The organism is Bradyrhizobium liaoningense (assembly GCF_018130955.1).
Taxonomy (GTDB): domain Bacteria; phylum Pseudomonadota; class Alphaproteobacteria; order Rhizobiales; family Xanthobacteraceae; genus Bradyrhizobium; species Bradyrhizobium liaoningense_C.
Genome location: NZ_JAFCJM010000012.1, coordinates 41,238 through 58,446, shown reverse-complemented (window position 1 = coordinate 58,446; position 17,209 = coordinate 41,238). Strand labels below are relative to the sequence as shown.

Below are 17,209 nucleotides of genomic sequence, written 5' to 3'. Positions count from 1 at the left end.
GTGTAGCCGGCGGCAAGGGCAAAGAAGCCGAAGCCCATAGCCAGCATGATGATGTCGAACATGGATGTCCCTGTACGGCAAGGCGCGGCGAAGAATCGGAATGCCGAGCGATCGGGTCGACAAGTGCCACCCGAGGCATAGGTTTTCGAGATGAGGCCTGTGGCGACGTTATAGGAATCTCATAAAGGCGGGGACGATGGGCCCGCGCTGCGGCCACACAAAGCACCGTCGTCCCGGACAAGCGCGGCCTTAAGCCCACAACTTCTCCCTGGGGTTATGGGTCCTGGCCTTCGCCGGGACGACAGTTGGGGATTTGGCAAACGCTTGCGCCCCTCACGCGCGCCCAATTCCCCACTTATGAAATCCTTATATCTCTCCCCCCGCCCTCCCCTCGTTTTCAAATGCTGTCCCGGCCCATCTTTGGCAGCGAAGGCCACCTCGCGTGGCCCACACGGCTATGGGACACTGCCATGTCCACGACGACCCAACACTACGATCCCGCCTCGCTCGGCGCCCGGCTGCGCAACGCGCCGGTCATGACGCGGCCGCTGATGCTCGCCGTCATCGACAGCGCCTGCCGGCGCATTCCCTCACTCGGACAGAGCGAACAGTTCGCGCGCCTCGCACGCCTGATCGACGCCGAAGCCTGGGCCGACGCGGCGCTGGCGCTGATGGCGCTGGAGCTGCCGCTGTGGCAGGTCCGCCGCATCGCCTATGACGACGGCGAATGGCACTGCGCGCTGTCGCGGGAACGCGAGCTGCCGGACTGGCTCGACAGTGCGATCGAGGCCCGGCATCCGGATCTCGCGATCGCCCTGCTCTCGGCCTTCGCAGAGGCCCAGGCGCTGGCGGCGGCAGCGAGCCGCCCGAGCGTGCCCTCGGTGAGGCCGGCCATAGACCCGCTCTACGAGGCGGTGGCCTGCGATCATTTCGGCTAGTTAGCCCACACACCCGGGAAGGACAACACCATGTCGATGCTCACGCATCGCCTCGAACGGTCGATTCATTCGGCCGACCACGCGCCCGACCTCGGCGCTCTGCTACTGCTCGCGCTGGCGATCCTCTCGATGGGCAGCGTGCTCACCCTCCTGATTGCGCTGAGGACCGCCGTCTATCTCTGGCGTTTCCACTCCTGATCGGCCACGCCCGCGGAACCGTCTTTATGACTTTCCTATATGAAGCCGGCACCGGCCCTCTCGCATTCCTATGGCGCAGCGCCGCAATGTGGCGACCGGCACCGCGTCACGCGGCTTCTTGACGAGCAGGGCTCCCGGACATGATCGAGCTGAAGATCATCCTCATGATCGGCCTGATGGCCGCGTTGCTGTTCGGCATGCGCGTCGTTGCGCGTCGAGGCAACTGACATGAAGCTCGCGAAGGCAAATCTCGAGCAGGTCGTCACCACGACCATTTTAACGGTGACGCTCAGCCTGATCTGGGGCGCCGTGCTGACGCTTCTGGTCACACTGCTCGCGCGCGGCCTTGGCGTCTAGCAGGCTGTTGAAGAAGTCTGTGAACGGCGTGCGATGAATGGGATGTTGTCGCCGTTGAGAAGGCAGATCTCGCCTTCGAGTGAGCCGTCATCCTTTAGTTCGGCCCAACCGTCACCTTCGGCTGGGTCCATTTCGTCGTTTCCTTGCCAGCCGAACTCGACGGCATCGCCGTGGCTGGCTCCACAAATGGAGCCAGTGAGGCAATCGAAGGCGAATTCGCCGCGGGCCTCATCGAACAGGATGTAGGCGTCCGCCAAGGCCATGTCGTAGCCCGGCGTCTCGACGACCTGCCATCTGCCCCGAATGCTCATGCCGGTGCCGCCAGAAGCTTGGGAAGCCGGATCAGATTGTAGGCTGCAAGCGCCAGGACGAAGACGGCATCCACGCGGTCGCGGCCTCGCAGCTTGACCTTGGCCAAGCCAGCGGAACTCTTGATCCAGCCGAAGACTTCTTCGATGCGTTTGCGGCAGCGTTGGCTGACGTCGTAGCCGCTGTGACGCGTGGTACGCGCGTCGATCGCTGTCTTGCGCCGCTTGCCGGTCTTACTCAGATGTCCATCAATCGCGATATGCGGGGTAACCGATCGATCTCTCAGGTCGTGCACGAACTGCGTGACATCATAGGCCTTATCCGCCCCCAGAGTGATCCGCTTCGCGGCTCCCCGCCTGTCGATCATGGCAAGCGCAATCTCCCGTTCGGCAGTGCCCGTCGCTTGGCTCACCCCACCCAAAACCGCTAAACCATTGCGGTTTTCCATCAGAGCATGGCCCATATAGCTCAGCTTGGCCGGTTGGCCGTCACCCTTCTTGTAGAGCCGCGCCTCAGGATCGGTCGTGCTCGCATGGGTCTCGTTGGATCGCTTCTCCTTGTGGAAGCTGCGCTCGGCGTTGCGTCCCGGACCATCCTCGTCTTTGTCGCTGCCATCCTTTTTCCGGAAGCTCTTGATCGAAGCCCAGGCTTCAATCAGCGTCCCATCCACCGAGAAGTGATCGCTCGACAGCAGACGCTTGACCCTTGGCTGCGCCAAAAGCGCGTTCAGGAACTTGGCCGCAATCTCGCCCTCGAGCAGCCGGTCGCGGTTCTTCGAGAAGGTCGAATGGTCCCAAACCGCATCGTCCACCCCAAGCCCAACGAACCAGCGGAACAGAAGATCGAACTCTATCCGTTCCATTAGATGCCGTTCCGAGCGAACCCCATAAAACGCCTGGAGGAGCATTGCTCGAAGCAACTTCTCCGGTGCGATCGAGGGGCGACCGAAGTCCGTATAGAGCTTGCCGAACTCCCCAGAAAGGTCGCCCAGCGCTGCATTCGCCAAGTCTCGGATCACCCGTAGCGGATGGTCGACGCGAACTCGAGCCTCCAGGTCCACATAACTGAAAAGCGAGCCGGACCGTTCGTCACTCCCCCGCATCGTGCTCCCCAAGCCAAATCCTGGCCCAAGAGAATCACGATACGAAACGCTTCGCTACCGACTTCTTCAACAGCCTGCTAGATCTTCAATAAGCTGCGCTAACCGTTCGCAGGTCAACGGATCGGTCGGTTCCAGTGCCAGCCTTCGGGTTTGCGCAAGTTTGTGTTCTAGCTCTTTACGCACGCGGCGCGTCATTTTCAGCGCTCCTATCGACAAAGGGCTTAATCGTCAAATTGATCAATAGAAGTTCACAACTCGTTAACGCGGGTTTGCTCCTTGGCCATGCGTAATGGGTAAACACGCCCGGCATTGGCGGCAGGTCGCCGACATGGCGATTGATCACCCGAACCAGGTTGATGATCGCGGCTTGGTTCGTGGTGATCGAGTAGAGATTGTACACAGGCGTCAATCACTTCAATTCTGCAGAAGGTTCAGCGAGTGCAAGCTTGAGGAAGGTCTCCGCGAGATCGCGTCGATAAAGCCACTTCGGGCCTCCGTGCTGCCAATCGCTGGTGAACCATCCATATGAGCCTCTCACAGTGCTGAAGCCGGTCGGCAGGATCAACGCCCTGTTGGGGTCGGATCGATCATACGTCGAGACATCGATGATGCCGTCGGCGTAAGGCAGGGTGAACATCTGTAGAGGCGCTTCCAGCTTGCGATCCCGCTGAAGCTCGAACTTTTCGAGGGGAACGCGAACCAACTCCAGATCGTGCAGGAGTTGATCGAGGTCGGGCGCGGCGAAGACCCTTGCGATATTACCTTGCGAATTCCGCTGTTCGCGATCACGCAGGGCGCGGACCACTGCGTACATTCCGCCGACGAAGCCGCAGATAGCACTGCTAAATTGTTGGCATGCAAATCGGGCTTGCCACTCGAAGACGTTCTCGCTCCTCATCTTCGAGTGCTCGCGAAAGAATGTCAATGCGCCCCATGTCATGCACTTTCTTCGAGACCATCGTGCCGATCATCGCGCTTTCGACCCTGTACGACGCAGCGGTCCACTGAATAGCCAACGATGGATAATTGGCATCTGCCATCGCGAAGGCCGTTTGGATGAGTTGAGAGACGGTCACCTGCATTGTTTATCTTTCTCCCGGCCACCAAGTTGACGGCGGATCGCTCGCGCTGATCTTGGTCGCGCGCAGCGCCACCAGATGGCTGCGTTTGTATGGATAGCCGCGCACCGCCGAGCAATCCTTGCAGCGCATGTAGCGCTCCAGCTCATGAACCGGCGTGCACTTCTGGTTCAAACGGTGCCTCAACTCGTCACCATTGCCGAGCGGCTCGGGGTGCTCAATCCGGAGGATGCGCCCCGCGCCGACTAGGCGTTGCGCCTGGCCTTTGCCCCTGCCGCGCTTAAACTCGTGAACGGCGTTCTGCCAAGGCGATGATGGCGGACGCTCTGCAGGTGTCGTCGCCATCCTTGACTGCCGAGACCGGCTTCGCGGCCTGCAGTCTCGGTCACGGAGCGGAACCATGATCCAGATCAAGATGGGCGCTCGACAGCCGCCCAAGAAATTCGCGCAGTAAGTTGCTCAACCCGTTCTCTGGGCTGGACGCTTCGCGGCTGGGTCGCCTCGCTGGTGTGTGCGGTCGGCCACCGCGAACCCCACGCCGCCGCCGCTTGCTGTTCGGTGACCTGGAGCATGTCACCAATGAAACGCTGTCTCGCTGCTTTCGCAATCGCCGCCAGCCTGTTCGCATCAGTCGCGAAGGCCAACGATGCCTTGGAAGCCAAGGTGCGGGCCTACGTTCCGGTCGTCTCCCTCGCCAAAGTATGTGACATCAGCATCAATGACTCCACCTTGGGTGACCACCGTACCATGCTCGAAGCGGTGAAATCCGACCCGAACGCCGACAAACTCGCTTACCGCGTCCATTACGAAGCGCAGACGGCCTACATCAAGGCCCGCGACGGAGGTCAACGGGTCGCGTTCTGCAGGGACTTCATCGCAGCCAACAGCCAATACGCCAAGGCGCGCTTCAGCGCCGTGGTCGAGGACCACATGAGCGATGTCAGCACTAGTGTGCAGAAAGCGATTGCCCACAACGTCTGCGGTGCGCCCCCCGTCAAGCTGTCCAAGGCCGACTGGAAACCGTACGCGCACATCAAAAAGATGCTTCAGAACGAGCAAAAGTTGGCCAAGGAAAACGCCGAGACGAACGGCTGGAACGTCACCGAGGAAACGGCGGCGGTCACAGAACAGTTCTGCGCGGCGGTAAGAACCCGATGAGCATCACCGCCGCCAAAGTCCGAGCCCGCGCAGCTTGGTCAGGATCAGCCAAGGGACGCTCGTTGGTGAATTTCATGCCTCCGCCTCGTCTTCCTTGTCATCGTCGCGCATCGCGATCCTGAGCGCCTGAGGGACGTCCCGTGGCGCGTGTCTGCGCTGTCATAGCCGGGAAGCGGCCGGTCCAGTCATGGCCATTGCGCGTGAAGCAGCGGACCCGCGCGCCATTCCGGCGAACCATGAGCCGATAGCCGTCGAACTTTATTTCGTGAACCCATAGCGGCCCGGAGGGCGGCAGCGCGACCTTCGACGGCAGGCACGGTGCGATGAAGCCAGACGAATGCCGCACGATCATGGCGAGGCGATGCGGTTGCGGTGGGATGAGCCTGCCCAGTGCGTCATCTTCATTGGTTCAGGTCACTCTTCCATCAACGGCTTCGCCAGCGCGCGCCATTCGTCCTCTGTCTTGCAGGAAGCGTCGCGCACGTTGCACATCATGGTCCGACCATCGAGGGAAAAGAAACTGCCGATTTCCCTGTTTTCGTGAAGGTCAAACAGCCGAAGGCTCTTGTTCGCCTTTTTCTCCTTCGCATGAAGCATGGTGGTGCTCTCCAAGTACAAGCACTTGTTGAGCCGCGCGTTATAGTGATTTTCAAAATTCGCGAGCGTCTGACCGTCCTTTGTGTTTACGACGTTGCCGCCCCACTCCTTTTGAAAAGTTTCCGATGTCTGTTTGCCACAACGCTCTTGCAGTCGATAAAGCACCTCATTCGGCTCAGCATGCGATCCACCGATCATCACAGCGGCGACGATCCCGACGACAATGCTCTGCTTTATGCTCACGACCCCATTTCCTCCGCTCATTGGATCCCAGCAAGATGCGATCCGTCCGCCAAGTCGGACGCACTCGCGATACCGCCGCGGCTCGATAAAGCTGCCAGACCACAAGCCGCGTTCACCCCGCCGAGCCTGATCCTGAGCCGCCGCATAGTGTCCACGACTGTATCGCGGCCAGTCCAACGCGCGCCCCTTGCGCACAAGCCAGTCGCCAAGATCAGTCCCGCCTGCCGCGCAGGATGCGACTGTGCGCCTGTATCGGTCGAGTGTCAGCGGCGAACGCACTAGAGAACGCTGATCACACATTGCAAAAGACTGACCGTTTGATCTTTGGCGACTGGGAGATTGAAGTACATGGTATCGCGGTTCTTCTGCGTAAGGACGGGCGCATTGCGCTTTCCGTCCGCATCAATGTATTCGTGCATCCGGTGGTTCATGTCTACCAATCGCCCGAGAACCACCACGAGAAGTCGCGCTAGGTCGCGCCCAGCGGCAGACCGCGCCGTAGTCACGTTGTCCATCACGACCTTCGCATCATCGTGGAATTGCAGCGCCGGATAATAGCGCCGGCTGGCAACGGCGTTAAAGCGTGCTCGATTTCGTAGTTCGAGAGCAGTACGTGCTTCGGTGCGCATGTATTCAGCCTCATCCGGTGGGACCGCCTCAACAGAGTTGATCACCCAACGGATGCTCTTAATTATCCCGTCAACCTGCACAGAGGTGAATTGTTGATCTTTGCACCGCTGATCACCAACCATCTGCGCGAAGGCATGTGACGGCATCATTAGAAAAATAAGAAGTACTACGGTTCGGGGCATGGCGATTATTCTTGGTCTCCGGGTTCGGTTCGGGGGCGGCGGTCGGACCACGCGGGAGAGTGCAACGATGGCAGCTTGGTTGGTCGTGATGCTGTAGAGATTGCACATGCGGATCAGACCACCTGCCTTTCGATCCGCAGGCGGGAGAGTGTAAGCCGTTCTCGAAGCTTCAAAGTCGTTTCAGGGTGAGGCACCACATCCCCTCGCCAATATCGCCGGGCCCACTCGTTTGTATTGTCGTAGGGCCCTGTACCTTTCCAATCGGCCTCGTGCGTCGGGGCGCCATCGTCAATCAGCGCTACTTCGTAAAGGAGGGAGAGTTTGGCAAAGTTCGCAGTATAGTACTGTGCCTCATCCAACTCATCTATAACGAACGCACTTTCGAGCCGTGAAGGCAGGATCGGGAATTCGGTCTTTCGAATATCCTCCAAGATTATCTCGCGCTGCCAGTCACGATGAGCGGGGCCAATCAGCCGGACAATTCTGCCCCAATTGCCCGGGCGTACTATCGAGCCCTGATTGAGCATCATCGTGCAGGCGAAAAATGGCATTCCGCTAAACCTCAACTTACCAATGCTGGACGATCCAGAATTTGATTACATTTCAGGTTAGCCGGGGCGGACTGACAGTTTTGGCCGTGTCGGCCAGGGGGCATCCGTGTGCTTACCCACCGTGAGTTTAAACCTTAATGCAAAGGCAAATTCGCGCATTTTCTTAATCTGCTGCTCGTAATGAGCGTATTCCGCAAGGACATCTCGCCCATCGAGATGTTTGGCATTGCGATTACCTGGACCCGGCACGGATAGCAGTTTGTGCTTTCCGTCGATCTCAAACAGGGCGTTCAACGGCGCATGTATGCCAACGTTTCTTTGCTGCGCGAGAAGAGTGTCCGTCTTGTTCAGCAACCACAAGAGTTCTTCTAAGCCCTTCTTATCGTGGTGAAGGTAGGTCTCAGCAGCGGCACGAAGCAGTCGCCTCTGTGTTCTGTCGTTATCCAGACAATGCCAAATCGCGAGTGTTGTAGTGAAGTGAGATTTCGTAAAGAGGCTTGCGAACAAGTTTCCCAGCAGTTCGTGATACTCGTTCCATGCCATGGCGATCTTACCGATCGCGAGGGCATGCGCATCCCTTGCTTCCCCGTTCGTCATGAAATGACCCAACCGGCTGGTATCGTCAAATCTATATCGGCTTGACGAAGCACAAAGTCTGCTCAGCTGGGCGATTGTCAATCACGCAGCCATTCGCCTTCGCGAAGTCGTACGCCGCCTTCCTTGCGCTGTCGTCAGGTTCACCGGGCGGAAAAAGATCGGCAAATGTGTCGTGGTGAATGCAACAGGCTGTACCTGGCGCTAGTGCATTCAACTCCGCTTCTAGATCAGTCAAGGTAAAGGCCACAAACAATCCCTCATTTATAACGCGAGTTTTTCCAATCGCGCAACTCGTACGTCTAGCCCGTTGTTAGATGGCGTGCAAATTTAGGCTCTACGATCGCCCCTTCCAGCCGGTCGAGAACGGGACAGCGTGGCTGGTCATGTCATGCCAGTTCGGTACGATGTTCACCGAGCCCGCCGCGCCGCATTCCTTGCAGACTAGGCACCAGCCGACGCGCGACCAAGGCCGGTCTTGGGGTAGGCTATCCAGCCTGACATCGACCTTGCGATTGCAGGCGCCGCCACGGCACTGAATGTTGCAGGTGACGTGCCCTCCGGCGACCCAATCGGCAGGGCTTCCTGGCGGGTAGTGACCAGCCCATTTCGTGTATCGACACTGTCCCATGCCGCGATCAAAGCGGTCCGCGGGCGGTCTGCCAAATTATCAATCCCTCGCGGGTCGGAGCGGCGTGAGCCCACTGTCGGTCGTGGCTGTGGAAAAACCACGAGCGACCCGATCTCGGCGCGACTGGGCGCGGGATCAGCGAGCACAGCGCGTTGCCGCGCGGGCACCAGAGGCCCTAGTTAGTTTTCGGGTCCCCTGGGGCCGGGCCAAACGCGGGGAACGCGGGACCGCGTCACTTCAGCATATTTGCAATTTTCGTTTTTTGATTTTCCTTTGCACGCCATGGCTGCGGGCCCGGCAAAATGCCCCCTTGAGGCAATCGGGCTCCTGCTATTACGGCTCACAGGTGCGCCACAAAGTGCTAGGGTCCCTTTTCCCGGGCGTGGTTTGTCCGGTGGGCCGGAGGGCGCTGTGGCGGAGCAGCGGGTTCAAAGGCGACTGGCGGCGATCTTGGCCGCTGACGTGGTCGGCTACTCCGCGTTGATGCAACGCGCTGAGGAAGCCACCTACGCCGAGTTCGAGCGGCTGAAGCGCGAAATAATCGAGCCGAGCCTCTCCTGCCACGACGGGCGACTGATCAAGACCACGGGTGACGGCGCGTTGGCCGAGTTCGCAAGTCCGTCGGCGGCGGTGCGATGCGCGGTCGAGATACAGGAAGGCATCGCATCAGGCCGAAGCTCCCTTAAGCTGCGTATTGGGGTCAATCTCGGGGAGGTTATCGTCGCGGCTGACGGCGATCTTTTTGGCGACGGGATCAACATTGCGGTCCGGCTGGAGGGGGTCGCCGATCCGGGCGGCATCTTGATTTCCGAAAAGGTGTACAGCGAGGTCGAGGGCAAGCTGGACGCTGGCTTCGAGGACCGGGGCGAACAGCAGCTGAAGAACATTGCCAAGCCGGTCCGCGCTTTTGCGGTGCGCGAGGGATCGTTTAGCGCGCAGAGCGATAGGCTGGGTGTGGCCCCGCCACTGCCGGACAAGCCCTCCATCGCTGTGCTGCCGTTCGAGAACATGAGTGGCGATCCCGAGCAGGAATACTTCGCGGACGGAATGGTTGAGGAGATCATCACCGCACTCTCGCGGTTCAAATCGTTGTTCGTAGTCGCTCGCAATTCGAGCTTCACCTTCAAAGGTCGAGCCGTCGACGTAAAGGAGGTCGGACGCAGGCTCGGCGTGCGCTATGTCCTTGAGGGGGCTGTACGCAAGGCAGCCGGGAAAGTTCGCATCACCGGGCAATTGATCGATGCGATTACGGGCGCACACATTTGGGCGGACAGGTTCGAACGTGACCTGACAGATGTTTTCACCCTGCAGGACGAAGTGACGGTCGCTGTGGTCTCAGCCATTCAGCCAAAGTTGCTTCAAACAGAAATTGCACTGGCGGCGCGGCGGCGACCGGAGAACCTCACCGCCTATGATTTTTACCTCCGTGCGCTGCCGCAGCTTTACCTGGCGACCCGCGAAGCGGTGGCCGAGGCGATGAGGCTTGCCTATCGCGCCTTGGAGCTTGACCCTCGGTTCGGACTTGCCGCTGCTCTGGCAGGTAGCTGTCACGCGCTCAACGTCCTTTGGGCCTATGGTGTCGATCCTCAATTTGACCGCAAGGAAGCAATTCGGCTTAGTCGCTTGGCATTGCGCATCGACGATAGTGATCCGGAAACGTTAGCGTGGGCTGCCTTTATCTCGGCTTACATGGTCGGCGATAGTGAAAGCGAAATCGAAATGGCCGACCGCGCGGTCGCGCTCAACCCCAATTCATTTTACGCATGGAACAGCAGAGGCTGGGTCTATAGAGTTGCAGGGCTGCCGGAGGAGGCGATCCAGAGCTTTGAACGCGCCATTCGCGTGAGCCCGATAGATCCGCAGCTATACCGGCCGCTTACTGGGATGGGGTATGCCCTGATTGAGCTTGGTCGCTTTGACGAAGCAATCGTCGGAGGGAAGAAAGCTCGACGTCAGAACCCCTCCTATGCGTCAGCATACCGCTGTCTCGCGTCCGCTTTCGCCCACCTCGGACGCGATGCGGAGGTACGTGAGGCCGTGGCGCGTCTGCTTGAGACCGATCCCGCCTTTACAATATCCGCGTATATCGCCCGGGGCGGCCAATCAAACGCAAAGCTGTTGATTGAGGGCCTTCGGAAAGCAGGGTTGCCCGAATGAGTGGTGGACCGCTGCAGGGCATTGCGGTTGTTAAGCAGGACACGCCGCGTTCCCTGTAACTGCAACCGTGGATTTTCTCGCACCAGATGTCCTCAATAAGTGCCGTCGCGCAGTCCCCGCGCCGGTCCACAGGCGACGGCGAACGTCAGACGCCGCAGGAAGGCCCTACAGCGCGCCGGGCGGCAGGCTATAAGGGACATAGGGGGCCGCGCCAGTACATCGGCAGGCCCGCTCCAGAGCCTGTCGGGCATTCCAGAAGCCTTTCGGGACACAACGGGGGACACAAAAAACCTATCTAATTAATTTCGTTATGTTTTTTCGCATGATAAGGCTCCCACAAGGGGAGAAGGAAGAAGGCTGTCCAATTTGTAATCGTCATTCACCGAACCGTTCTCTTCCTTGCCTGCGACCGATCAACAAGGGCGCTCGCAAGAGGAGAACGATTGATGCAACGTCTCAGCCTGATCGCCGCGCTGCTTATCGGCGGCACCGTCGCGGCGCATGCCGACACTGACATCTGGACCAACATGCTGAAGCAGCCGCGCGGCGACGACGCGCTGCACATGGACAGTGCCGTCTGCGACGCGCAACTCGGCAAGCCGCAGAATGGAGCCGCGACATCGAGCGCCTACAAGCGCTGCATGCGGGCGCGCGGCTGGCGCTTCAGCCGCACAGTTCATGAAAAGGATGACGGCTATCCCGATTCCGACAATCCCGGTCTCGTGTGCCACGATTTCAAGATCGGCGGCATCACCGGGTCGTCGTGCTCGAATTTCTAGCGCATAGGAGAGGTCAAACGAAACGCCCGACGGCCGACGAGCGGTACAGCCGGGCGATCCACAAATCCGTTGATGACAAATTGGCTAGATCACGCCGAGCACGATTGCTCCGACAAAGGCCATTGCGAGGTAGGCGGTAACAACGCTCAGTCTGGGGACGAACGTCATGCAAGGCTCCCTCTGTTGCGCTGCTTTCGCGCAGTTCCAATGGTTAACAGAGAGTCTCTGTCCCAAAAAGCCAGTGTTGCTGTCGCGGGTTCCGCTGCGGCGCAGCAAACGTGGTTAAAGAAGCGTGAAATCAACGCGTTGAAGAGTCCTTAAATAAATTCGCCGAACGTGCGCGCATGACGCGCGGAGTTCGTTTGTATCTCGTCGGCTCCATCGTCCTTGTATCGTTAGCGGGTTGTGGACGCGGCCTCTTCCAGGCCGAGCGCGAGCCGTGGCGGGGCGAGGCGGAAGCCGCTTGCCTGAAATCGGGCGCGGTGAAAGAGAGCGCCGACATCGTCCGCATCGACCCGATCTCCGGGCCCGGCATGTGCGGCGCGGACTATCCCTTCAAGGTTGCAGCGCTCGGCGAAGCCAGTGGCAGCTTTGGTTTTGCCGACGAGACCTTGCGTCCGCCGGGCGCGATCGGCAATCAGCCGCGCTGGCCGACGTCGCAGCCGCAATCCGCCTACCCGCGCACGTCGAACTATCCCGAAGCCGCGGTGCGCCCGCCGTCCGGCTATGGCGGTACGTCCGGCCCGATCTCGCTCAGCGCGCCCGGCGTCGCCCCGCAGGAGGACGAGATCGACCTGCCGGCCGACGGCACCGATGCTGCGGGCGCCGCGCGCTACATGAACGCGCCGAGCTATCCGACGCGTCCGGCCGCCTCGTCGCCGCCTTCCTATTCGCAGCGTCCGGAGCAGCAGCCCTTGCCGCGCCTCGGTCCCGGCCCTGCGCAGGGCTCAACCGTCAGTGCGGTCGGTCCCGTCGCGATGAAGCCTGCGGCAACGCTGGCCTGTCCGATCGTCTCGGAACTCGATCGCTGGCTGGCCGACACGGTGCAACCGTCGGCGATGCGATGGCTTGGCCAGCGCGTGGTCGAGATCAAGCAGATCTCCGCCTATTCCTGCCGCGGCATGAACGGCAATCCGCACGCCCACATCTCCGAGCACGCGTTCGGCAACGCTCTCGACATCGCCGCCTTCACGCTCGCCGACGGCCGTCGCGTCACCGTCAAGGACGGCTGGCGCGGCATGCCGGAAGAGCAGGGATTCTTGCGCGACATCCAGGCCGGTGCCTGCGCGCATTTCACCACCGTGCTCGCGCCGGGCTCCAACGTCTATCATTACGATCACATCCACGTCGATCTGATGCGCCGCGCCAGCCGCCGCCTGATCTGCCAGCCGGCCGCCGTCTCCGGCGAAGAGGTTGCCGCGCGCGCCAGCTCGCGCAACCCTTACGCCTCGCGCGAGTCCTACGTCACCGGCTCGCTCGGCCGCAACACGCGCCACAAGCGCGACAAGGTGAACGAGGAAGACGAGTTCGCGGACGATTAAGAGCACGCCCCGAACTCAACGCGTCACGTCGCGGTCCGCTTCGACGGCGAGGGGGCGAGCCCCATGCACAGTTGCACCTCGCCTGGGACGTTGTAGGTGCGCATGATGTGCCGGGTGTCGCGCAGGCCGCTCGCCTCGCGCTGAACCACGAACATCCAGAGCGCTTGGCCTGCCTCCAGCACCAGCTTGCGCCTGCCCGGCTGTTTTGAAGCCGGCGTCTCGGATGCTGCATGAGCAGCATCGAACTCGCGCAAACGCGCAAGCGCCTCTTCGAGCGCGCCACCCATCCGCCCAAGCGCAGAGGCCTGTTCCTGGACGATCTCGTAGTGGAGGATGTCGACGGGCGGGCGCAGGTCACGGGACATTCCGCGAATATAATGTCACGCGGTGCGCCTTCGCAACGCGTGGAGCCTGTTCCGGCGCTGCCGCTATTTCGCGCGATACGCCGCCAGGAACATCCGCGTTGCGCTGTCGATCACTTTTGCGATGCGCTCTTCCGACGGCACAGGCGCGGCCTGGAAGACGAAGGGCAGGAACAGCGAGGCCTTGCACACTTCCATGAACTGGGCGGCGGCAAGCGGGCAGTCGTCGATGGCGAGATTGCCGGCGCCGACTTGCGCGCTGAGATAGTCGGCGAGGCGGTTGATGCTCTTCTCCAGCACGCGCTCGTAGTAGCGCCGGCCGACCTCCGGCATCCGTTCGGCGATCGCCATCACGGTGCGGATCGCCGATCCGCCGCCGGGCCGGCAGAGCAGCTGGATGTAGGCGCGGCCGAACTCCTTCAGCGTTGTCTCGGCGTCGCGTTCGGGATCGAAGGTGAACACGACCTGGCCGTACTGGAGCGCCTCCTCCTCGAGGATGGCTTCGAACAGGGCGCATTTGTCGGCGAAGTAGACGTAGAGCGTGCCCTTGGAGACGGCGGCCGCGCGTGCGATCTCGCCCATGCTGGCGCCGTCGAAGCCCAGGTCCATGAAGACCTTGCGGGCGCCATCCATGATCTGGCGGCGCTTCGAGCTGTCCTCTTCCGAGACGACGTGAAGGGTGTGACGATCTGCTGCAACCATTGGTTTAGGTTTTCGAGAGGTTTTCAGGAGTGGAAACCCAAAGAAAGGAATCGGGCCCCTAGGGTCCGCTTGGGGCGCAAGATATATTGACCGAACCGTTCGGTCAATGATACTTGTGGGGACAGCGAGGGGAGGGGCCGTCAGGCGGCCCGCTTCGGTTCGCGAGTTTTTGAGCGGGAGGCCGTAATGGCCGTATCGAGAGACCAGGCTGCGCGCGTCCTTCGCGAGTCATCCGACGCGGAAGGCGCGAGCGACAACGCAGCTTTGGGCGAGCAGCTTCGTTCGCACGTCGCTGAAGAGACCAAGCGCCGCACCAGCGAGGCGCCGGACAAGCCCGTGACCGACAAGCCCGCGCCCGGTGTGCCGCCCGCCGCTGCCGGCGCAGCAAAATCCGGCAAGCGCAAATTCGTCATGATGGGTGTCGTCGCGCTGCTCGCGCTCGCCGCGGCAAGCTATGCCGGCTACTACACGCTGGTCGGCCGCTTCTACGTGTCCACCGAGGACGCCTATGTGCGCGCCAACAACACCATGCTCGGCGCGCGCGTCGCGGGCCACATCTCCTCGATCCTCGCCGGCGACAATACGGTCGTGCGCGCGGGCGACATTGTCTTCCGCGTCGACGACGGCGACTACAAGATCGCGGTCGACGCCGCCAGCACGAAGATCGCGACCCAGCAGGCGACCATCGATCGCATCGGCCGCCAGGTCGCAGCGCTGGAAAGCCAGGTCGGGCAATCCAAGGCGCAGCTCGCCTCCGCCGAAGCCGGATTGAAGCGCGCCGATCTCGATTTCGAGCGCCAACAGGCGCTCAACACCAAGGGTTTTGCCTCGCGCGCCACCTTCGAAGTGTCGGAAGCCGGACGCGACCAGGGCGCGGCAGCCGTCAAGGCCGCGCAGGCCGCCTATGATGCGGCCGTGAGCAATGTCGACGTCGCCAAGGCGCAGCAGGCCGAAGCGCAGGCGCAATTGGCCGAGCTGAAGACCGCACTCGCCAAGGCCGAGCGTGACCTCAACTTCACCTCGGTGCGTGCGCCGGTCGACGGCATCTTCTCCAACCGTCTCGTCAACACCGGCGACTTCGTCACGGTCGGCCAGCGGCTCGGCAACATCGTGCCGCTCGACGAGGTCTTCATCGACGCCAACTTCAAGGAAACCCAGCTCAAGCGGATCCGTCCCGGCCAACCGGTGACGATCAAGGTCGATGCCTACGGCATGCGCAAATTCGCAGGCGTCGTCGACAGCATCGCGGCGGGCGCGGGCTCGGTGTTCACGCTGCTGCCGCCGGACAATGCGACCGGCAATTTTACCAAGATCGTGCAGCGCGTGCCGGTCCGCATCCGCGTGCCGAAATCGGTCGCCAAGCAGAACCTGTTGCGCGCGGGCATGTCGGTCTACGCCACCGTCGACACCAACAGGGGTGCGGAGAACGCCGATAGCGATATCGACCTCGACGACCCCACCATGATCCACCCGAAATAAGCGGCCTCGCGCGCCCGGGATCAGACGATGGCGAACGCGACGACCGCATCCCCTGCCATGTTGGCGAACCCGGCCGATGAACGCATCGCGCCGAAGCGGCTCGCCGCGTTCATCATCATGGTGTTCGGGATGTTCATGTCCATCCTGGACATCCAGATCGTCTCGGCCTCGCTGAGCGAGATCCAGGCGGGGCTCTCGGCAAGCCAGAGCGAAGTCTCCTGGGTCCAGACCTCCTATCTGATCGCCGAGGTGATCGCGATCCCGCTGTCGGGATTCCTGTCGCGTGCGCTCGGCACGCGGCTGCTGTTCGCGATCTCGGCCGCCGGCTTCACCATCTCGAGCTTCCTGTGCGGCTTCGCCTCCTCGATCGAGGAGATGATCCTCTGGCGCGCGTTCCAGGGATTTTTGGGCGCCGGCATGATCCCGACGGTGTTCGCCTCGGCCTACACCGTGTTTCCGCGCACCAAATTCCACATCGTCGGCCCGATCATCGGCCTCGTGGCGACGCTGGCGCCGACCATCGGGCCCACGGTCGGCGGCTACATCACGGACGCGACGTCGTGGCATTGGCTGTTCTTCATCAACATCGTGCCCGGCATCGGCATCACCATCGGCGTGCTGGCGCTGGTCGATTTCGACGAGCCGCATTTCGAACTGCTCGACCGCTTCGACTGGTGGGGCCTCCTGTTCATGGCGGGCTTCCTCGGCTCGCTCGAATATGTGCTGGAGGAAGGTCCGCAATATGAATGGCTTCAGGACACCTCTGTCGCGATCTTCGCCTGGGTCTGCGGCATCTCGGGGATCGCCTTTTTCTGGCGCGTGTTCACCGCGGCCGAGCCGATCGTCAACCTCCGTACCTTCAGCAATCGCAACTTCGCGGTCGGATGCGTGCTGCAGTTCTGCATCGGCATCGGCCTCTATGGCCTGACCTACATCTATCCGCGCTATCTCGCGGAGGTGCGCGGCTACAGCGCGCTGATGATCGGCGAGACCATGTTCGTCTCCGGCGCCACCATGTTCCTGATCGCGCCGCTGGTCGGCCGGCTCATGCTCAAGTACGACATGCGCTACCTCATCGCGTTCGGGCTGATCGTGTTCGCGATCGGCTCGTACCAGATGACCTGGATCACCCGCGACTACGATTTCTACGAGCTGCTCGTGCCGCAGGTCCTGCGCGGCATCGGCATGATGTTTGCGATGGTGCCGACCAACAACATCGCGCTCGGCACGCTGGCGCCTGACAGGGTGAAGAACGCCTCGGGCCTGTTCAACCTGATGCGCAATCTTGGCGGCGCGGTCGGACTCGCGGTCATCAACACCGTGCTCAACCAGCGCACCGACCTGCACATCACGCGCCTGCAGGAGCGCGTGAACTGGGCTAACGCAACGGCGACAGAGACGCTCAATATGTTCATGCAGAAATTCCAGGGCATGGGCGATGCCGCGCTGATGGCGATGAAGCAGCTCTCGCAGATCGTCCACCGCCAGGCCGTGGTCATGGGCTATGGCGACGCCTTCTTCATGCTGACGGTGTTCTATTTGGGTCTGAGCCTGCTGGTCATGCTGCTGAACAAGCCGGCCTCGCTGGCCGGCGGCGGCGACGCGCACTAATTTGCAACA

The 17,209-nt window shown here is 61.3% G+C and carries 22 protein-coding genes and 2 pseudogenes; 9 read left to right on the top strand and 15 right to left on the bottom strand.

Going from position 1 to position 17,209, the window contains the following annotated elements:
* Positions 1-470: 470 nt before the first annotated feature.
* The 3 genes from JQ632_RS12630 (at position 471) to JQ632_RS40050 (ending at position 1,493) form a co-directional block, all read left to right on the top strand.
* Positions 471-938 carry a hypothetical protein gene (locus JQ632_RS12630; protein ID WP_212402652.1) on the top strand — a complete coding sequence of 156 codons (468 nt, stop codon included), beginning with the start codon at positions 471-473 and terminating at the stop codon, positions 936-938.
* Positions 939-968: 30 nt separating this feature from the next.
* The gene (locus JQ632_RS12625; protein ID WP_212402651.1) at positions 969-1,136 is read left to right on the top strand and encodes a hypothetical protein; all 168 of its coding nucleotides are present in this window, start codon (positions 969-971) and stop codon (positions 1,134-1,136) included.
* Between the two features lie 228 nt (positions 1,137-1,364).
* A complete protein-coding gene (locus JQ632_RS40050; protein ID WP_283817670.1) occupies positions 1,365-1,493 on the top strand; it encodes a hypothetical protein in 129 nt (42 codons plus the stop codon).
* Here JQ632_RS40050 and JQ632_RS12620 read toward each other — a convergent pair.
* From JQ632_RS12620 to JQ632_RS12600, 6 genes and pseudogenes are all read right to left on the bottom strand, one after another.
* A complete protein-coding gene (locus JQ632_RS12620; protein ID WP_212402650.1) occupies positions 1,490-1,804 on the bottom strand; it encodes a hypothetical protein in 315 nt (104 codons plus the stop codon). The two genes, JQ632_RS40050 and JQ632_RS12620, sit on opposite strands and share 4 nt — an antisense overlap.
* A complete protein-coding gene (locus JQ632_RS12615; RefSeq protein ID WP_212402649.1) occupies positions 1,801-2,904 on the bottom strand; it encodes an IS5 family transposase in 1,104 nt (367 codons plus the stop codon). The genes JQ632_RS12620 and JQ632_RS12615 overlap by 4 nt, the downstream gene beginning before the upstream one ends.
* A gap of 277 nt (positions 2,905-3,181) precedes the next feature.
* Positions 3,182-3,304: pseudogene (locus tag JQ632_RS40265) on the bottom strand (SOS response-associated peptidase); the annotation flags it as partial.
* 9 nt (positions 3,305-3,313) lie between these two features.
* Positions 3,314-3,709 carry a hypothetical protein gene (locus JQ632_RS12610; protein WP_212402648.1) on the bottom strand — a complete coding sequence of 132 codons (396 nt, stop codon included), beginning with the start codon at positions 3,707-3,709 and terminating at the stop codon, positions 3,314-3,316.
* Positions 3,710-3,746: 37 nt separating this feature from the next.
* On the bottom strand, positions 3,747-3,986 hold the full coding sequence (locus JQ632_RS12605; protein ID WP_212402647.1) for a hypothetical protein: 240 nt from the start codon (positions 3,984-3,986) through the stop codon (positions 3,747-3,749).
* Positions 3,987-3,989: 3 nt separating this feature from the next.
* Positions 3,990-4,328, bottom strand: coding sequence for a hypothetical protein (locus JQ632_RS12600; protein ID WP_212402762.1), 339 nt, complete (start codon positions 4,326-4,328; stop codon positions 3,990-3,992).
* A 234-nt stretch (positions 4,329-4,562) separates the two neighbouring features.
* Between JQ632_RS12600 and JQ632_RS12595 the strand changes: the two genes are divergently transcribed.
* Positions 4,563-5,141, top strand: a complete 579-nt coding sequence (locus JQ632_RS12595) for a hypothetical protein (protein ID WP_212402646.1) — start codon at positions 4,563-4,565, stop codon at positions 5,139-5,141.
* 97 nt (positions 5,142-5,238) lie between these two features.
* Here JQ632_RS12595 and JQ632_RS40045 read toward each other — a convergent pair whose 3' ends face one another.
* From JQ632_RS40045 to JQ632_RS12570, 6 genes and pseudogenes are all read right to left on the bottom strand, one after another.
* Positions 5,239-5,493 (bottom strand): hypothetical protein, encoded by a 255-nt coding sequence (locus JQ632_RS40045; protein ID WP_212402645.1) that lies wholly within the window; start codon positions 5,491-5,493, stop codon positions 5,239-5,241.
* Between the two features lie 62 nt (positions 5,494-5,555).
* Complete coding sequence (locus JQ632_RS40260; protein WP_312015603.1) at positions 5,556-5,981, bottom strand: hypothetical protein; 426 nt, start codon at positions 5,979-5,981, stop codon at positions 5,556-5,558.
* Between the two features lie 156 nt (positions 5,982-6,137).
* Positions 6,138-6,281: pseudogene (locus JQ632_RS40255) on the bottom strand (thermonuclease family protein); the annotation flags it as partial.
* The gene (locus JQ632_RS12580; RefSeq protein WP_212402643.1) at positions 6,260-6,793 is read right to left on the bottom strand and encodes a hypothetical protein; all 534 of its coding nucleotides are present in this window, start codon (positions 6,791-6,793) and stop codon (positions 6,260-6,262) included. The pseudogene JQ632_RS40255 and the gene JQ632_RS12580, both read right to left, overlap by 22 nt.
* 113 nt (positions 6,794-6,906) lie before the next feature.
* Positions 6,907-7,344, bottom strand: a complete 438-nt coding sequence (locus tag JQ632_RS12575) for a DUF2441 domain-containing protein (protein ID WP_212402642.1) — start codon at positions 7,342-7,344, stop codon at positions 6,907-6,909.
* Positions 7,345-7,401: 57 nt separating this feature from the next.
* Positions 7,402-7,941, bottom strand: a complete 540-nt coding sequence (locus JQ632_RS12570) for a hypothetical protein (protein ID WP_212402641.1) — start codon at positions 7,939-7,941, stop codon at positions 7,402-7,404.
* Positions 7,942-8,980: 1,039 nt separating this feature from the next.
* Between JQ632_RS12570 and JQ632_RS12565 the strand changes: the two genes are divergently transcribed.
* From JQ632_RS12565 to JQ632_RS12555, 3 genes are all read left to right on the top strand, one after another.
* Positions 8,981-10,726 carry a tetratricopeptide repeat protein gene (locus JQ632_RS12565; protein WP_312015601.1) on the top strand — a complete coding sequence of 582 codons (1,746 nt, stop codon included), beginning with the start codon at positions 8,981-8,983 and terminating at the stop codon, positions 10,724-10,726.
* 446 nt (positions 10,727-11,172) lie between these two features.
* A complete protein-coding gene (locus JQ632_RS12560; RefSeq protein ID WP_212402640.1) occupies positions 11,173-11,505 on the top strand; it encodes a hypothetical protein in 333 nt (110 codons plus the stop codon).
* 344 nt (positions 11,506-11,849) lie between these two features.
* Positions 11,850-13,046 carry an extensin family protein gene (locus tag JQ632_RS12555; protein ID WP_212402639.1) on the top strand — a complete coding sequence of 399 codons (1,197 nt, stop codon included), beginning with the start codon at positions 11,850-11,852 and terminating at the stop codon, positions 13,044-13,046.
* A gap of 23 nt (positions 13,047-13,069) precedes the next feature.
* Here JQ632_RS12555 and JQ632_RS12550 read toward each other — a convergent pair whose 3' ends face one another.
* Positions 13,070-13,411: a DUF6665 family protein gene (locus JQ632_RS12550; protein WP_212402638.1), complete on the bottom strand. Its 342-nt coding sequence runs from the start codon at positions 13,409-13,411 to the stop codon at positions 13,070-13,072.
* Positions 13,412-13,474: 63 nt separating this feature from the next.
* Entirely contained in the window at positions 13,475-14,110 is a 636-nt protein-coding gene (locus JQ632_RS12545) for a TetR/AcrR family transcriptional regulator (protein WP_212402637.1), read from the bottom strand.
* 186 nt (positions 14,111-14,296) lie between these two features.
* On the opposite strand from JQ632_RS12545, the gene JQ632_RS12540 reads away from it, so the two are divergent.
* The gene (locus JQ632_RS12540) at positions 14,297-15,589 is read left to right on the top strand and encodes an HlyD family secretion protein (RefSeq protein WP_212402636.1); all 1,293 of its coding nucleotides are present in this window, start codon (positions 14,297-14,299) and stop codon (positions 15,587-15,589) included.
* A 20-nt stretch (positions 15,590-15,609) separates the two neighbouring features.
* Here JQ632_RS12540 and JQ632_RS40040 read toward each other — a convergent pair whose 3' ends face one another.
* Positions 15,610-15,732, bottom strand: a complete 123-nt coding sequence (locus JQ632_RS40040; protein ID WP_283817673.1) for a hypothetical protein — start codon at positions 15,730-15,732, stop codon at positions 15,610-15,612.
* On the opposite strand from JQ632_RS40040, the gene JQ632_RS12535 reads away from it, so the two are divergent.
* On the top strand, positions 15,707-17,200 hold the full coding sequence (locus JQ632_RS12535; protein ID WP_249151868.1) for a DHA2 family efflux MFS transporter permease subunit: 1,494 nt from the start codon (positions 15,707-15,709) through the stop codon (positions 17,198-17,200). The two genes, JQ632_RS40040 and JQ632_RS12535, sit on opposite strands and share 26 nt — an antisense overlap.
* Positions 17,201-17,209 lie beyond the last annotated feature (9 nt).

Bases quoted from the DNA above. Each gene is read 5' to 3' on its own strand.
- JQ632_RS12620 (WP_212402650.1), bottom strand. From the start codon at position 1,804: ATGAGCATTCGGGGCAGATGGCAGGTCGTCGAGACGCCGGGCTACGAC.
- JQ632_RS12545 (WP_212402637.1), bottom strand. From the start codon at position 14,110: ATGGTTGCAGCAGATCGTCACACCCTTCACGTCGTCTCGGAAGAGGAC.
- JQ632_RS12540 (WP_212402636.1), top strand. From the start codon at position 14,297: ATGGCCGTATCGAGAGACCAGGCTGCGCGCGTCCTTCGCGAGTCATCC.
- JQ632_RS12560 (WP_212402640.1), top strand. From the start codon at position 11,173: ATGCAACGTCTCAGCCTGATCGCCGCGCTGCTTATCGGCGGCACCGTC.
- JQ632_RS12605 (WP_212402647.1), bottom strand. From the start codon at position 3,986: ATGCAGGTGACCGTCTCTCAACTCATCCAAACGGCCTTCGCGATGGCA.
- JQ632_RS12615 (WP_212402649.1), bottom strand. From the start codon at position 2,904: ATGCGGGGGAGTGACGAACGGTCCGGCTCGCTTTTCAGTTATGTGGAC.
- JQ632_RS12630 (WP_212402652.1), top strand. From the start codon at position 471: ATGTCCACGACGACCCAACACTACGATCCCGCCTCGCTCGGCGCCCGG.
- JQ632_RS12600 (WP_212402762.1), bottom strand. From the start codon at position 4,328: ATGGCGACGACACCTGCAGAGCGTCCGCCATCATCGCCTTGGCAGAAC.
- JQ632_RS12625 (WP_212402651.1), top strand. From the start codon at position 969: ATGTCGATGCTCACGCATCGCCTCGAACGGTCGATTCATTCGGCCGAC.
- JQ632_RS40040 (WP_283817673.1), bottom strand. From the start codon at position 15,732: ATGGACATGAACATCCCGAACACCATGATGATGAACGCGGCGAGCCGC.
- JQ632_RS12575 (WP_212402642.1), bottom strand. From the start codon at position 7,344: ATGCCATTTTTCGCCTGCACGATGATGCTCAATCAGGGCTCGATAGTA.
- JQ632_RS40050 (WP_283817670.1), top strand. From the start codon at position 1,365: ATGAAGCTCGCGAAGGCAAATCTCGAGCAGGTCGTCACCACGACCATT.
- JQ632_RS12550 (WP_212402638.1), bottom strand. From the start codon at position 13,411: ATGTCCCGTGACCTGCGCCCGCCCGTCGACATCCTCCACTACGAGATC.
- JQ632_RS12535 (WP_249151868.1), top strand. From the start codon at position 15,707: ATGGTGTTCGGGATGTTCATGTCCATCCTGGACATCCAGATCGTCTCG.
- JQ632_RS12555 (WP_212402639.1), top strand. From the start codon at position 11,850: ATGACGCGCGGAGTTCGTTTGTATCTCGTCGGCTCCATCGTCCTTGTA.
- JQ632_RS12570 (WP_212402641.1), bottom strand. From the start codon at position 7,941: ATGACGAACGGGGAAGCAAGGGATGCGCATGCCCTCGCGATCGGTAAG.
- JQ632_RS12595 (WP_212402646.1), top strand. From the start codon at position 4,563: ATGAAACGCTGTCTCGCTGCTTTCGCAATCGCCGCCAGCCTGTTCGCA.
- JQ632_RS12580 (WP_212402643.1), bottom strand. From the start codon at position 6,793: ATGCCCCGAACCGTAGTACTTCTTATTTTTCTAATGATGCCGTCACAT.
- JQ632_RS40045 (WP_212402645.1), bottom strand. From the start codon at position 5,493: ATGATCGTGCGGCATTCGTCTGGCTTCATCGCACCGTGCCTGCCGTCG.